Origin of the sequence: Duganella violaceipulchra, assembly GCF_019166075.1 — a bacterium.
GTDB classification, from domain to species: domain Bacteria; phylum Pseudomonadota; class Gammaproteobacteria; order Burkholderiales; family Burkholderiaceae_D; genus Rugamonas; species Rugamonas violaceipulchra.
Genome location: NZ_JAHTGR010000019.1, coordinates 31,304 through 46,408, shown reverse-complemented (window position 1 = coordinate 46,408; position 15,105 = coordinate 31,304). Strand labels below are relative to the sequence as shown.

13 protein-coding genes, 1 tRNA gene and 2 pseudogenes are annotated in these 15,105 nt (G+C 62.5%); 14 read left to right on the top strand and 2 right to left on the bottom strand.

Annotated features, from left to right (window positions below; all coding sequences use genetic code 11):
- Nucleotides 1–226 precede the first annotated feature (226 nt).
- The 12 genes and pseudogenes from KVP70_RS27335 (at nt 227) to KVP70_RS27285 (ending at nt 11,052) form a co-directional block, all read left to right on the top strand.
- A complete protein-coding gene (locus KVP70_RS27335; protein ID WP_217945568.1) occupies nt 227–1,597 on the top strand; it encodes a cache domain-containing protein in 1,371 nt (456 codons plus the stop codon).
- 35 nt (nt 1,598–1,632) lie between these two features.
- The gene (locus KVP70_RS27330; protein ID WP_217945567.1) at nt 1,633–2,250 is read left to right on the top strand and encodes a response regulator; all 618 of its coding nucleotides are present in this window, start codon (nt 1,633–1,635) and stop codon (nt 2,248–2,250) included.
- A gap of 289 nt (nt 2,251–2,539) precedes the next feature.
- Nucleotides 2,540–3,685 carry an EAL and HDOD domain-containing protein gene (locus KVP70_RS27325; protein WP_229225124.1) on the top strand — a complete coding sequence of 382 codons (1,146 nt, stop codon included), beginning with the start codon at nt 2,540–2,542 and terminating at the stop codon, nt 3,683–3,685.
- Nucleotides 3,686–3,688: 3 nt separating this feature from the next.
- Nucleotides 3,689–5,773, top strand: coding sequence for a putative bifunctional diguanylate cyclase/phosphodiesterase (locus tag KVP70_RS27320; protein WP_217945565.1), 2,085 nt, complete (start codon nt 3,689–3,691; stop codon nt 5,771–5,773).
- Between the two features lie 60 nt (nt 5,774–5,833).
- Nucleotides 5,834–5,923, top strand: a tRNA-Ser gene (locus tag KVP70_RS27315).
- Between the two features lie 399 nt (nt 5,924–6,322).
- Nucleotides 6,323–7,564 carry an RNA-guided endonuclease InsQ/TnpB family protein gene (locus KVP70_RS27310; protein ID WP_217945564.1) on the top strand — a complete coding sequence of 414 codons (1,242 nt, stop codon included), beginning with the start codon at nt 6,323–6,325 and terminating at the stop codon, nt 7,562–7,564.
- A 97-nt stretch (nt 7,565–7,661) separates the two neighbouring features.
- A pseudogene (locus KVP70_RS34460) lies at nt 7,662–7,949 on the top strand (hypothetical protein).
- A gap of 3 nt (nt 7,950–7,952) precedes the next feature.
- Nucleotides 7,953–8,477, top strand: a complete 525-nt coding sequence (locus KVP70_RS27305) for a helix-turn-helix transcriptional regulator (protein WP_217945563.1) — start codon at nt 7,953–7,955, stop codon at nt 8,475–8,477.
- A 182-nt stretch (nt 8,478–8,659) separates the two neighbouring features.
- Nucleotides 8,660–8,995: pseudogene (locus KVP70_RS27300) on the top strand (HipA domain-containing protein); the annotation flags it as partial.
- 316 nt (nt 8,996–9,311) lie between these two features.
- A complete protein-coding gene (locus tag KVP70_RS27295; protein ID WP_217945562.1) occupies nt 9,312–10,079 on the top strand; it encodes a hypothetical protein in 768 nt (255 codons plus the stop codon).
- Between the two features lie 80 nt (nt 10,080–10,159).
- Nucleotides 10,160–10,636 (top strand): hypothetical protein, encoded by a 477-nt coding sequence (locus KVP70_RS27290; RefSeq protein WP_217945561.1) that lies wholly within the window; start codon nt 10,160–10,162, stop codon nt 10,634–10,636.
- The gene (locus KVP70_RS27285; protein ID WP_217945560.1) at nt 10,627–11,052 is read left to right on the top strand and encodes a PIN domain-containing protein; all 426 of its coding nucleotides are present in this window, start codon (nt 10,627–10,629) and stop codon (nt 11,050–11,052) included. The genes KVP70_RS27290 and KVP70_RS27285 overlap by 10 nt, the downstream gene beginning before the upstream one ends.
- A gap of 144 nt (nt 11,053–11,196) precedes the next feature.
- On the opposite strand, the gene KVP70_RS27280 is transcribed toward KVP70_RS27285, so the two are convergent.
- A complete protein-coding gene (locus KVP70_RS27280; RefSeq protein ID WP_217945559.1) occupies nt 11,197–11,910 on the bottom strand; it encodes an SOS response-associated peptidase in 714 nt (237 codons plus the stop codon).
- Nucleotides 11,911–12,008: 98 nt separating this feature from the next.
- Here KVP70_RS27280 and KVP70_RS27275 point away from each other — a divergent pair, with 98 nt between their 5' ends.
- Both KVP70_RS27275 and KVP70_RS27270 read left to right on the top strand, forming a co-directional pair.
- Nucleotides 12,009–12,788 (top strand): alpha/beta hydrolase, encoded by a 780-nt coding sequence (locus KVP70_RS27275; protein WP_217945558.1) that lies wholly within the window; start codon nt 12,009–12,011, stop codon nt 12,786–12,788.
- A 63-nt stretch (nt 12,789–12,851) separates the two neighbouring features.
- Nucleotides 12,852–13,748, top strand: a complete 897-nt coding sequence (locus KVP70_RS27270) for a helix-turn-helix domain-containing protein (RefSeq protein ID WP_217945557.1) — start codon at nt 12,852–12,854, stop codon at nt 13,746–13,748.
- Here KVP70_RS27270 and KVP70_RS27265 read toward each other — a convergent pair.
- Nucleotides 13,745–15,094, bottom strand: coding sequence for an MFS transporter (locus KVP70_RS27265; RefSeq protein ID WP_217945626.1), 1,350 nt, complete (start codon nt 15,092–15,094; stop codon nt 13,745–13,747). The genes KVP70_RS27270 and KVP70_RS27265 overlap by 4 nt on opposite strands.
- Nucleotides 15,095–15,105 lie beyond the last annotated feature (11 nt).

The window sequence follows — 15,105 nt, the reverse complement described above, 5'->3', positions numbered from 1 at the left end:
GGTCAAGTCTGACATTCGGACACGGCCTCTGCCGTAGCTGGTAGTACGGCAGAGGCCGTGTCCGAATGTCAGACTTGACCCCCTTGGCAGCTTATGTCCAGTATTCAGGAAGCTGATAACCGCCGCAAGCGCACCACTACGCACTATGGCTCGGTACAACTACGTAGTCGCCGCAGCCGGCGGGGAGCGTAGAATCGCGCTACAGAATCATTCGGGACGGAACGTCATGAAGTTGCGGCAAAAAGTCATATTCCTGGCCATCACGCCGCTGATCCTGGCGCTGATCGCCATCGCGCTGGCGGTGCGGCACCAGTCGGTGCTGCTGGCCCAGCAGCAGCGCGAGACCATCCAGCAAGCCTACCTGAGCAGCAAGGAGGCCGAACTGAAGCACTACGTGGCGCTGGCCGCGCACGCCATCGCCCATCTGTACGAGTCGGGCCGCGACGACCAGGCCACCCGCGACGAGGCCAAGCGCATCCTGTCCTCGCTCAGCTATGGAGACGACGGCTATTTCTTTGTCTACGACATGCAGGGCAACACCTTGATGCATCCGCGCCAGCCGGAACTGGTGGGCCGCAACCTGTTTGAGATGCGCGACGAGCAGGGCCAGCCGACCATCCAGAACCTGCTGGCGCGCGCCCGCGCGGGCGGCGGGCTGGAACGCTACAGGTGGGTCAAGCCGTCCACCCACAAGTCCGGCGCCAAGCTGGGCTACGTGATCCCGATGCCGAAATGGGGCTGGATGCTGGGCACTGGTATCTATCTGGACGACGTCGACCAGGCGCTGGCCAAGGTCGATGTCCAGCAATCGGGCAACATCCACAACACCATGCTGTGGATCGCCGCGATCGCCATCGCGGCCTCGGTGGCGGTGGCCAGTTCCGGGCTGGCGCTCAACATCAGCGAGCTGCGGGTGGCCGACGCCAAGCTCAAGGTGCTGGCCCAGCGCGTGGTGGAATCGCAGGAGGAGGAACGGGCGCGGCTCTCACGCGACCTGCACGACGGCATCAGCCAGTGGCTGGTGTCGATCAAGCTGCAGATCGAGGCCGGCATCATCCGCCTGACCTCCGGCCTGGCGTCCGGCCAGGTCGCGCAGCAGCAGGCGGCGCAGGCGGCCTTCGAGCACGCGGCCGACCAGCTCAACAACGTGATGGGCGAGGTGCGCCGCATCTCGCACAATCTGCGCCCGGCTATCCTGGACGACCTGGGCCTGGCGGCGGCGCTGCACCACCTGGGCCAGGAGTACACGCTCAGCAGCGGAACCCCGGTACACTTCGAGGCGGAGGGGTGCACCGACGACTTGCCCGACGTCGCCAACACCGTGCTGTTCCGCGTGGCCCAGGAAGCCTTGACCAATATCGAGCGCCACGCCGGCGCCAGCCGCATCGAGATCGGCCTGACCGGCGAGCACGGCGGCGTCACCCTGCGCATCCGCGACGACGGCGCCGGCTTCGACGCCGAAGGCATCGCCCTGCATCCCAAGCACGGCATCGGCCTGCGCAATATGATGGAGCGCATGGACGCCATCGGCGGCCGCTTTGACATCGCCTCCTCCAGCGCCGGCACGGTGGTGACCGCCTTTGCCGGCAACGGTTAACACAGTTTTAAAGCACAGTTTATAAAGATCACGACATGACAGCCACAATCAAAATCCTGCTGGTCGACGACCATCCCCTGGTGCGCGACGGCCTGCGCGCGCGGCTGGAGGCGATGCCGCAATTCCAGGTGGTGGCCGAGGCCGGCGGCGCGGCCGAGGCGCTGGAGCAGGCCGCCCAGTGCGAGGTCGACCTGGTGCTGATGGACATCAATATGCGCGGCACCAACGGCATCGAGGCGACGGCCCAGTTCAAGCAGGCGTTTCCGCGTATCGCGGTGCTGATCCTGTCGATGCACGACAAGCTGGAATACGTGTCGCAGGCGATCCAGGCCGGCGCGCGCGGCTATGTGCTCAAGGACGCGCCCGGCAAGGACATCGTGGTGGCGATCGAGACCGTCATGTCCGGCGGCATCTACTACAGCGCCGCGCTGGCGCGCCAGCTGGCCCAGCCGCACACCCAGGACAACCAGCTGACCTCGCGCGAGCACGAGGTGCTGCGCCACATCGCCAACGGCGAATCGAACAAGCAGATCGCCCGCGCGCTCGACCTCAGCGTGCGCACCGTGGAAACCCATCGCCTGAACATCAAGCGCAAGCTGGGCATCGAGGGGCAGGCCGAGCTGATCCGGTTCGCGGTCCAGCATGTGCAGTAACGTTGCGGCTTGTGCAATCCTGTTGTAAATACAGAGTATCGGCTCTAATTCTATTAAGCAATCTTTAACAGTGCGTGTTTGTGCGGCAATATCTGCTATATTCCTGCACCGCTTGTGTATTTGCAATTGTATAAAAGTAAACGTTTCGCGCGCGATGATTGGTCTTATACTGGTCGTATTGAAAATAACAATACTGTCGGGTGGTAATTGATTGCCTAATATCAATGCTTGATCTAAGATTGCGCGCACAACCTTCAATGAGATATTGATGTCTGCGCCTGAAACTAGCATGTTTCCACTGGTGGAATTGCAAGCCGTGTCCAACGCTCACAACGAGTGGGTGGCACTGACTTTTGAATTGTCCGCAGACTCGGGCGACGCCTTCCAGGCGGCGCTGACCTTGCTCAAGACGCCGGACGCGTTCGCCGCGCTGGCGCCGCTCGATTGCATCCTGCCGGTGGCCCAGCCGGCGCTGCTGGAACTGTCCCAACTGTCCGAGCTGCCGCCCCACCGCGTGATCCTGCGCGTGCCGGCCGCCGCCTGCGCCGAGCTGCCGGTGCAAAAGAAGCTGTCCTCGTACGCCGACGCCGGCTACCGCATCATGGTCGACGGCGTGGCCGGCATGGCCGCCACCCTGTGCGGCGCCAAGTCGCTGATGGTCGACGCCGCGCTGGCCATGCCGCCGGTGCTGGCGCTGGTGGCCCAGCCGGGCCCGCACCTGGCCACCGGCATGGGCAGCGAAGCGCGCATCGCCGAATGCGCCCAGGCCGGCTTCAGCTGGTTCGCCGGCGACTTCGCCCTGCATCCGCCGCAAGACATGAACGCCGGCGACGGCACCTCGCGCAAGCGCCTGCTGGCGCTGCTGGGCCTGCTGGCCCGCGACGCCGACTCGCGCGAGCTGGAAGTGCTGCTCAAGCAGGACCCGGCGCTGTCCTACCATTTGCTCAAGCTGGTGAACTCGGCCGCGTTCGCGCTCAGTTCGCCGATCCACAGCTTCGGCCAGGCCATCAACGTGCTGGGCCGGCGCCAGTTGCAGCGCTGGCTGCAGCTGCTGCTGTACGCGCGCCAGCAGGACGACGGCATGTCCAACCCGCTGCTGCCGCTGGCGGCGGTGCGCGCCGCGCAGATGGAAGGGCTGAGCAAGGCGCTCGGCTGGGAGCGCGACCAGCAGGACATGGCCTTCGTGGCCGGCGTGTTCTCGCTGCTGGATGTGTTGCTGGGCATGCCGATGACGGAAATCGTCGCCGCGCTCAGCCTCGACCTCGACGTGGTGATGGCGCTGCTCGACCGCGCCGGCCCGCTGGGTGAACTGCTGGCCCTGGTGGAGCGCCACGACAGCGCCGGTCTGGACCAGGCCGGCATCGACCATGAGACCTACTGGCAAGTGCAATTGCAGGCTTACCACTGGGCGATCCAGGTCAGCAGGAATATCTAAGCCATGGTCGCGCATCCCGTCTCCGATTTCCTGAGCAACAGCGCGGCCTTGTGCGACGCGGTGTTGCGCTTGCGCGGAGCGGCGCTGGCCGAGGAGCTGGGGCGCATCGTCCGCAGCGTGATGAACAGTCCGCTGGGCGAATTCCTGCCGGCCGACACCGACGCCATGCTGCTCAAGGCGCCGGTGATCGAAGTGCTGGCCGCCAACGACGACGCGGTGCCCAGCCTGACCCAGGACATCCTGTTCGACGACGAATATTTCGGCCGCTTCGTGGTGTCCGGGCGTGCGCGCTACAGCTCGCTCGACCGCGAACACCTGGCCAGCCTGGCCAACCTGGCCGGCAGCGTGCTGCAGGTGCACGCGCTGGCGCAGCGCTCCAGCCACGCCTACGTGCAGGTGGAGTCGCAGCTGCAGCACCAGGCGCAGATCCTCGACCACATCCACGAGTCGGTGCTGACCATGGACATGAGCGGCTTCATCATCAGCTGGAACAAGGGCGCCGAGCGCCTGTTCGGCTACAGCTCGGTGGAAGCGGTGGGGCGCAACATCCTGTTCCTGTACGACGACGAGGACGAGAGTTTCGACGACACCTTCCTTGAGCAGGGCGGGCGCCTGATGGAAGTGCGGCGCAAGAAAAAGTCCGGCGAAGTGTTCTGGGCCAGCCTGTCGCTGTCGCCGCTGCGCGACATCAACGACCGCGCGATCGGCCTGATCGCCTACCTGACCGACATCACCGAACGCAAGATGGCGGAAGAGCGCATCCACCACCTGGCCTACTACGACGCGCTGACCAACCTGCCCAACCGTTCGCTGCTGACCAAGCTGGTCGACCAGGCCCTGACGGTGGCCCAGCGCAGCAAGCTGCATGGCTGCGTGCTGTTCATCGACCTCAACCGCTTCAAGCTGATCAACGACACCCTGGGGCGCAAGATCGGCGACGAGCTGCTGTGCGAAGTGGCGCGCCGCTTCCGCGCCGTGCTGCGCGACCAGGACCTGGTGGCGCGGCTGGGCGGCGACGAATTCGCCGTTGGCCTGTTCGACATCGGCCAGCATTTCGAGGCGAGCATGGTGGCGCAAAAGCTGCTGGCCACCCTGAACACGCCGATCCTGATCGACGGCCATGACTTGCGCGTGGGCGGCAGCATCGGCATCAGCGTCTACCCGCAGGACGGCGGCGACGCCGAAACCCTGCTGCGGCTGGCCGACATCGCCATGTACCGCGCCAAGCAGGAGGGCGGGGCGGAAGGCGACCACGTCGCGTTCTACAGCCAGGACATGAACCAGGGCATGCAGGAGCGCATGCGGATCGAGACGGGGCTGCGCCACGCGCTGGGCCACGGCGAGCTGTTGCTGCACTACCAGCCCAAGTTCTGCATCGACAACGGCAAGATCATCGGCGCGGAGGCGCTGGTGCGCTGGCGCCATCCGGTGCGCGGCCTGGTGCCGCCGATCGAGTTCATTCCGCTGGCCGAGGCCACCGGCTTGGTGGTGCAGGTCGGCGAATGGGTGCTGGAAGCGGCCTGCGCGCAGGCCAAGGTGTGGAAGGATGCGGGGCTGCCGCCGATACGGCTGGCGGTCAATGTGTCGGCGCGCGAGTTCACCGCGGCCTTGCCGGGACGGGTGCAGGAGACGCTGACGCGCTACGGGCTGGAGCCGACGTGGCTGGAGCTGGAGATCACCGAAAGCACGCTGATGCACAACATCGACCGGGTGATCGGCATCATGGACCGCATCACGGCGCTGGGCGTGACCTTGTCGCTGGATGATTTCGGCACCGGGTATTCCAGCCTGTCGTATCTGAAGCGCTTCCCGATCGACACGCTGAAGATCGACCGCTCGTTCACCATCGGCATCCCTGGCGACGCCAACGACTGCGCGATCGCCAACACCATCATCAGCATTGCGCAACAGCTCAAGCATAAAGTCATCGCCGAGGGCGTGGAGACGGTCGAGCAGCTGGCCTTCCTGAAAAATTCCGGCTGCGACGAGGTGCAGGGCTATCTGTTCTCGCGGCCGCTGGAAGCGGAAGCGTTCGAGCAGGCGCTGCGCGAGAACTGGGCGCCGGGGCAGGCCAGTCGGGCCGCTTGAGGGCGGATCGACGGTTCGGCACCCAAGTGGGGGTGAAATCTGTATAATGCTGCACACTTAGGAAGCGTGGCCGAGTGGTTGAAGGCACTAGTCTTGAAAACTAGCGACGGGTTAAACTGTTCGTGAGTTCGAATCTCACCGCTTCCGCCAAAAAATACAAAAACCGCCCACTGGGCGGTTTTTGCATTTTTGGACGGAAGCGGTGAGATTCGAAGGGCTGGGCTTGCAAGCCCAGCCCTCTCCGAATCGCCCGACTGCTGCCGCGCAGCGGCAGCCTCGCGCGCCGAGGGCGCGCGGTCAGCACACACTAACTCTCACGGCGAGCAGACCGGCGGCTCGTCAAAAAATTTCCCAACTTCAATTTCATGACTCCGTGGGTACGCTTTCGACCTTGATGCCAAACATCGTATGTACGCCTGATGTTTGCGATTGACCGGGTGCGCGGCAAGCCCCGTCCTTCAGGGCGGGGTCAAGAGCGCGGACGGCGCAGCCGTCCTTGGTCAGTCGAAACGTGTTGGCTCGCAGAGCGGGGCTGTATATAATTACAGTGTGATTCGTTTGCAAGCCTTCAAGTTTGAACTGACGCCAAACGGTGAGCAAGCGCATGATATGCGCCGCTTCTCCGGGGCGTGCCGGTTCGTCTACAACAAAGCGCTGGCGATGCAGAAGGACAACCATGAGGCTGGCAACAAGTTCATCGGCTACACCGGGATGTGCAAGGCGCTCACCGGCTGGCGCAATGGCGAGGCGACTCCGTGGCTGAAAGATGCGCCCTGTCACCCGTTGCAACAGGCGTTGAAGGACTTGGAGCGGGCGTACAAGAATTTCTTCGAGAAAAGGGCAGACTTCCCCAGCTTCAAGCGCAAAGGCAGCGGCGACAGCTTTCGCTACCCAGACGCGAAGCAAATCAAACTCGACCAGCGCAACGACCGCATCTTTCTGCCCAAGCTCGGCTGGCTGCGTTACCGCAACAGCCGCGACGTGCTGGGCAAGGTGCGCAATGTCACCGTGAGCCAGTCGGGCGGCAAGTGGTTCGCGTCGATTCAAACGCAACGCGAGGTCGAACAGCCACTGCCCACGGCGACGACAGCCATCGGCATCGATGTCGGCATCGCTCGGTTCGCCACCATGAGCGACGGCGACTTCATCGCGCCGCAAAACAGCTTCAAGAAGCATCGGCAGCGCCTTGCTCGTTACCAACGCACCATGGGCCGCAAGGTCAAGTTCAGTAGCAATTGGAAGAAGGCGAAAGTTCGCGTCCAGAAGATTCACACCGGCATCGCCAATGCCCGCAAAGACTTCCTGCACAAAACCACAACGACGATCAGCAAAAACCACGCGCTCGTATGTATTGAGGATTTACAGGTACGGAATATGTCCAGGTCTTCCAAAGGCACCATCGAACAGCCGGGCAAGAAGGTCGGCCGGAAGTCGGGCCTGAATCGCGCCATTCTCGATCAAGGATGGGGAGAGTTGCGCCGCCAGCTAGGCTATAAGGTTGCATGGAACGGCGGCATGTTGCTCGCCGTACCACCGCACCACACCAGCCAGACGTGCCCGGCTTGCGGCCACGTCGCGAAAGACAATCGGCAGACTCAGGCTCAATTCCTGTGCGCCGATTGTGGCTACGAAAATCATGCCGATGTGCTCGGAGCGATCAACATTTTAGCGCGAGGACATCGCGTTTTGGCCTGTGGAGAGTCGGCGCAATCAGGCCGCTCGATGAAGCAGGAACCCACCGAAGCGACCCGTAGATCATCACGCGGCGCCGTAGGAATCCCCGTCCTTTAGGGCGGGGAGGATGTCAAGCTTGACGATTTTCGAGTGCGCCTCCATGTTGGTTGTCACTTGACAATTAACAGTCATCCCCATAGCATTGGAGACGGAAATGGCTCGTGCGTCACATCCAAAGAAAGAAGTTGAGGATGCTCTCAAGCATGCCGAAAAGCACGGTTGGGTGCTCCATGTTGGCGGTGGGCACGCGTGGGGGAAAATATTCTGTCCTTATAACGATCAGGAATGCCGCTGCGGAGAATTTTGCATCACGTCCATCTAGAGTACTCCGAGAACTCCAAGCAATCATGCAAGAGCCATTAAGCGTGTGGTAGACAACTGCACAAGACGGCAGAGTGAAGCTGCGGGCGTCGGTCAGACTGGCGATGCACCCAAGGAGTAGAAAATGGAATTTACTTTTAAGCTCAACTATCAACTGTCCGACGCGGATGGAAATCAGGATGAACTGGTCGAGCGCTTAGGCGGGGCCGGATGTGATGATGCCCTGGTTGGCATCGGCGTGCCGGGCCGAATAGCGCTTGAATTTACGAGAGAAGCGAGTTCTGCCTTTGAGGCACTGACCAGTGCGCTGACTGATGTGAGGCAGGTCATTCCATCTGCCAAACTCATCGAGGCGGGACCAGACCTGGTCGGCCTTACTGACATAGCAGACGCGGTTGGCGTGACGCGTCAAAACATGCGAAAACTAGCGGTGAATAATTTCGCCACTTTCCCCGTACCTGTCCACGCGGGTAGCTTGTCCTTGTGGCATTTGGTTGATGTGCTTCATTGGATGAGAAGAAAAGCTGCGTACAACATTGCTCCTGGCGCTCTTGAAGTTGCGGCGGCAGCGAAGCAAATTAATCTGGCTAAAGGCGCCAGGCAAATTGAGCCTGCGACTGCGGATCTGATGCAGGCATTGTTCGTCTAATATTTATCGGTACATAAGCTAACTGTATGACGGGTATTTGGCGAATACCTGCGATACGCGTAATCTGCAAATATTCGGTACGCAGGTAAAACGCGGAAAGCATCCCATGAGGCAGATTCTATCGCTCTCCAAGCAGCTAGGCCCACTTCTGCAGTCGGCGCGCAAATCCGCTGGCCTTTCGGGCGACGCCTACCACCCACATCCTCAAATTGACGTTGGGACTGGTGGGGCACCGCAAGGCGGACCTGACGGCATCGATTGAGAACGAGTGGTTGAGCATGAACCTGCTGGCGGAATTCGGCCTGCCGGACGCCCAGACCGCCATCTTGAATTTTGGTGGCCAGAAGGTGCTCGGTGCCGAGCGCTTCGACCACCGAATGCATCCGTCCGGAAAATGGATCATGCGCTTGCCGCAGGAAGACTACCGCCAGGCCCTCGGAGTACCGTCGCATTTGAAGTACGAGAGCGACGGCGGGCCGGGCCTGACGGATCTGGCTGCGGTGTTGCACGGTTCCGAGCGGGACGCTTGGCGTTGGGCACAACCTCCGGGTCCGGGCGTTGGGCGCCGATGGACGATGCGTTGAGGATGTCTTGTTGGGCTTCTGGAGTGCTAATTTGATGCTTTCGGTTGTGCATGTTGGGAACCTACCGCTGTACTCTAAATTAATCGGGTAGGTGTCTCAAGTTATATTGGCACAGAGGGGGCGCCGGAACGATCCTTGCCGGCATCGAGCGATCCGCAAAGCAATTGAGGCGGTGAGGTACTTTTCATGGCAAGGACTTCGCACAGCGGCCAGTGCACTGATTATGATGTTAAATTCAAATGGAGAATGTATGCCACAAAAATTGATCGCCGCCCTTAACTGGATTAAAGACAACGTACTTGCTGTGCTAATTGCCTCTTTTGTAATTCCAGGCATTTTATCAGTATTTAATCAGCAGTTTGAAATTACCAAGGCAATCTACGAAACAGACTATAAGGGTGCCAAAACAAAATTCCTGGAGTGTGACCGTCTTCATTCAGATTACCTTGCCGCAGCTGGAGCTAATGCGGGTGCTGCGCAGGTTCTTCAAGAACACTTCAACCCCGATACCATTGCGAAGAAAGGATCGTCGGAAATCTACTTCGTGGCATTTAAGGGAACGATGGAAACTTACCAAAAATCCCTTGGACAGGTTCAGGAGCTATTCACTAAAACTTCCCGATGCCATAGTGAACTGGCCGGTAATTACGAAAACCTTGCCCTTAGTCTCGATCTTATAGATGAATTTCAGAATGAAACAAAGCAAGGAGCTGAAAAAGTTTCTTCCCTTATCGCTAGGCGGGACACTCTTGCAAAGAATCTTCTAAAACGAGCCGACCCCAATGCCATTTTCGGGGCGCTCATTTCTGGTGATGAAAAATCCATCCAGATTGCTATGCAAACAGCGAACTTTGGGGACTTGGCGAAACTTCAATCTCAAAATATCGAGCTGGAGTCAGCCGTGCAAAACCAACAGCGTGTTCAATTTTCCGAGCTAAACAAGCTTTTCGCTAAGGAACTAAACCGCAGATTTCACCGTGGGTTGTTCAGTTACTTCTGGTCACTGGTTAGAATCTAATAAAGCCAGTGCGTATCACGTCGTGACGCACTGCGCATTTTCCCGGCAAGCAAGACGGTATTCTAGCCATGAGGTGTGTCATGGCACAACTTACCGTAGAGCTGGATGACCGCGAAATGTCGCGGGTGGAGTCGGCAGCGCGTGCGCGCCAGATCGACCCAAGTCATTTGACCGGCGCTCAACTACTGAAGGTGCTCACGTCTGCGCAGCCGAAGAAAGCTAAATTTAAATCTAATGGAATGTGGGTGAGCGGTGGTGCGGCGCGCCTCGCGCGTCTAAAGGCGGACAAGCATTTTGACGTTGTTGTGGTTGCGCGCGCGGTCCAGTGTGCCGTTGAGATCATGGAGAAGCAGCATCAAGCTGGCCTTGTTGCGAGCGCAAAGGCAGCGTCCATAAAAACGGCCGGCGAAGCCTCTGGCGCAGCCATTACAGGCGCCGCTGCGCGGGCAAAACGCCTTGCTGCCGTCATGAGTGTGCACGGCATGTGGAAGAATGATCCAGACAAGCCGCGCGACGCTATTGCTTATCAGCGCGAGGTACGTGCTGAATGGAAATAGCACTCTTTGATACCAACATCCTGATTGACAACCTGGAGGGGCATGCCGCTGCTGTAGTCGAACTTACGAACGACGACGACGCCATCATCAGCTCCATCACTTGGATGGCGGTGGCGTGCAAGATGGACCAGGCCGGCAAACAGCGTTTCAATGCATTTCTCACCGGTGCGGGCATCAAGGTTGTTCATTCGAACGACGACATAATGGAGCGTGCTGCTACCATACGCGGCGCCAGCATTGTTACCCCGCCTAAAATCGCACTGCCTGATTGCATCATCCGTGCGACTGCGGAGGCAGAAGGGCGGCTCTTAGTTACCCGCAACCCAGATGACTTCGGTGGTGAGGGGCCGCGCGTGCGCGTGCCATATGAGCTCGTGGCGGGCATTGCCGTCAACATCAAACCTCCGCCCGCGTAAAATACGTCTCAGTAAGCCACTCATCAACGGCTCGTTTTCCTTTTCTTTGATCAACTGCAGGTTGCAGTATCGAAGCCTGGGCCGCCGCTTGATATATGCCTGCATGACCGGCGCGCAGGGGCGCGACCATGAAGTGGAGTTGAGTCAGAACAGTTCCAGATTATCGCTGGGCGCCTTGGGCTGGACCGGCTTTTCCTTCTTCGGCACCGGCGCCGGCCACGCGCTCATTTGCTCGGCGGGGTAGGGCTGCAGGAAGCTGCGCGCATACTCGGGATTGGTGCAGTTCAGCCAGTCGTCCCACTCGGCCGGCGGCACGATCACCAGGCCGCGCTTCTCGTCCGGCGGGCGGCGCTCGTCGCCGAGAAAATGAAAGCGCCGCATCAGGGGATGGGCGTCGGCGTTGATCGTCAATTGGGTGAAGGAGATCTGCGTGCCGTCGTCGCTTTCCCACTCGCGCCACAGGCCCGCCACCGCGAACATCGCCTGGTCCGCCATGCCGATGCCCCAGCGCACGGCCTTGCCGCTTTCATAGCACGGCTCATAGAACGCGCGCATCGGCACCAGACAAAGCTGCGCCTGCTTCCACGCGCCCGAGAACGAGCGCAGCTGGCCCACCGTTTCGGCCCGCGCGTTCATCGTGTCGTACGGCTTGACGCCGGCCGGGATGCGCTGGCGCGGCACCATGCCGTAGCTGGCCAGCACGCCTTCGCGGCCGCCATGCGCGCCGCGGCGGACGATGGGCGCGGCATAGTCCTTCCAGGTTTCTTCCTTCCAGAAGCCGGTGTCGTGCAGGTCGATGATGACGCCCATGACGGCTTCCAGCATTTCAGGTTCGGGCGGGCGGAAGTTGACGCACATGGTGAAGATCGGGTGAGGTGACGATAGCGCATGATAGCGCTTTTGGAGTGCGCGATGAAGGTGTGATACTTTCATGTTTTTTATGCGGAGGGCGGTCGATGAGCAGATATCGTTGGTGGCTGGCGTTGATCTTCGCCCTGCAAGGCTGCGCCGCCTGGGCCGACGGCCAGACCTTCCGCATTCCCACCCGTGCCGGCGTCGAGGCCAGCGTCTACTGGGAAGCGCAGGAGGGCGCCAAGGCCACCGTGTTCCTGTTCACCGGCGGCAACGGCGGCTACGGCAAGGTGGTCGACGGCAAGCCCACCAGCCACAACTTCCTGGCCCGCAGCGTGGCGCTGTTCCTGGCCGACGGCTTCAACGTCGCCATCTTTGGCCTGCCCAGCGACACCCCCGCGCTCGACTACGGCGAGCGCGTCAACCCCAGGCACCTGGCCGACGTGCGCGCCGCGCTGGAGTTCGTGCGCAGCAAGAGCCCGGCGCCGGTGTGGCTGGTCGGCACCAGCCGCGGCACGGTGTCGGCCGCCTACGTCGCCATCGCCAGCGTGGACGATCCCGGCATCGCCGGCCTGGTGCTGACTTCCAGCGTGACCGCGTTCAAGAAGCAGGGCGCGGTGCCGACGCAAAATCTGGCCGCGCTGAAACTGCCGGTGCTGGTGGTGCACCACGTCGGCGACGTCTGCGTGGTCTGCCGCCCCTCCGAAGTGGACTGGATCATGAAGGGCCTGAAAAATGCCCCGCTGAAAAAACTGCTGATGATCACCGGCGGCGTCGACCCCAGCGGCGACCCGTGTGAGAGCTACCACTACCACGCCTACATCGGCCAGGAGCAGGAAGTGGTCGACCGGATCGCGGCCTGGATGCACAATCCTGTCAATTGATGATTTGACATCAAGACTGGCGCGCCCGATAATCGACGCTCCGCCATATGCCGAGACGAGCCCATGGGTACCGCGATAGACAATACCGAAGTGTTGAAAGACTGGTTCCTGCGCAGCGGCGTGCACACGCCGCTGCACACCTGCATCGGCCCCTTGCCCAGTTCCAAGGCCTCGATCGTGCGCTGGAGCAGCAACCAGCCGGACGCGATGATCCAGACCATCAGCTCCCATCCCAACGATTACCGCATCGCCATCATGCTCGAGCCGGTCGACGCCCGCATCTGGCTGCACGGCCAGCCGGTGTGGGGCGGGGTGATCGCGGCCGAGCGTTTCCGCATCTGTCCGCCCAGCGGCTCCAGCCAGTGGAGCCGCCTGAGCAGCTGCGACATCGTCAACCTGTTCGTGCCGGCCGCGCTGATCGACAAGCTGAACGCGCAGCGGGAAACCCCGCTGAGCCTGGGCGCCCAGCAATTCACCTCGGACCGCCACGTGATGGAGCTGGTGCGCCGCATGCTCAACGGCGACGCCATGGCCGGCCCGCTGCAATCGCAGTACTGCGACGGCCTGATGGTGGCGTTGCTGAGCTATCTGCTGGAGCACTACAGCCGGCCCGCCACGGCGCCGCAGTCGAGCACCCTGGGCGGCGGCCGCCTGCGGCGCGTGCTGACCCACATGGGCGACAACCTGGCCACCGGCGTCAGCAACCGCGACCTGGCGGCGCTGTGCGGCATGAGCGAGGCGCATTTCTCGCGCGAGTTCCACCTGGCGCTGGGCCTGCCGCCGCACCGCTACTTGATGAAGATGCGCCTGGAGCAGGCGCGCACCATGCTGCTGGCCGGCGGCCGGGCGATGGCCGACATCGCCGAAGCCTGCGGCTTCCACGACGCCAGCCATTTGTCGCGTACCTTCAGCCGCCATTTCGGCACGCCGCCGGCAAGGTTCCGCCAGCAGCGCGGTTAATTTCCTAGCAGCCGGCGCGAGAAACTCACCGCCGCCCCCAGCGCGGCGAAACCGCCCGCCACCAGCAGCGCGTACACCGTGCCGCGCGTGTCCGACAAGGTGAAGCAATACGCCACCAGCGCCGCGCCGGTGGCCTGGCCGCTGAGCCGGGCGGTGGCGACGATGCCGCTGGCGCTGCCCGAGCGCGCCGGTGGCGCGCTGCCCATGATGGCCTTCATGTTTGGCGCCTGAAAGAAACCGAAACCGACGCCGCACAGCGCCATGCGCCAGCCGATGTCGTACACCGAGGCGCCGGCCGCCAGTCCGCTCAGCAGCAGCACGCCCGCACACAGCAGCAGCAGGCCGATGCCGCCCAGCGTGCCGGCGTTGTAGCGGTCGCTCAACCTGCCGGCCACCTGGCCCATCACGGCCACCAGCGCCGGCCATGGCGTCATCAGGAAGCCGGTGTCGATCGGCGAACGGCCCAGCGTGTGCTCGAAGAAGAACGGCAGCGACACGAAGGCCAGTCCCTGCACCGCGAACGTACAGAAGGCCGTCAAGGCCGACAGGGCGAACATCGGATGGCGGAACAAGTCCACCGGCAGCAGCGGGGCCGCATGGCCGCGCTGGCGGCGCAGCAGCAGCACCCAGCAGAGCGCCGCGCCGGCGATCTCGGCCGGCAGCCGTCGCGGCGCGGCGCCGTGGGCGGCGTCGCCCAGCGCCAGGATCAGCAGGCCGAAGGCGCCGACGTTGTACAGGGCGGCCAGCAGGTCGACCCGGTGCGCCGCGCGCGGCGTGTGCGGCAGCGCCTGCCAGGCGGCGCTCAGCGCCAGCACGCCCAGCGGCACGTTAATCGCGAACAGCCACGGCCAGGACGACAGCGACAGGATCAGCGAGGCCACGGTCGGCCCCACGGCGAACGCCACCGCCACCACCAGCGCGTTGGTGCCGAAGCCCCGGCCCTGGCGCTCGGGCGGGTAGATGGCGCGGATCAGCGCGGTGCTGACCGCCATCATGGCGCTGGCGCCCACGCCCTGCAGCAGCCGCGCCGCCACCAGCGACGGCAGCGACCACGCCAGCGCGCATGCCAGCGAGGCCAGCGTGAACAGCACCAGGCCGCCGAGGGCGACGCGGCGGTAGCCGGCGATCTCGCCCAGCGCGGCGAACGGCAGCAAGGTCGCCACCATCGCCAGCTGGTAGGCGTTGACAATCCACACCGACGCCGCCGGCGTCGCCTGCAACTGCTGCGCCATGGCCGGCAAGGCGGTGTTGGCGATCGCCGTGTCCAGCGAAGCCAGCGCCACGCCGGTCATCAGCGACAGCATGGCCCACAGGCGCTCGGCCGGCGGCAGGCCGGTCTCGGCCATGGCGCAGGCGC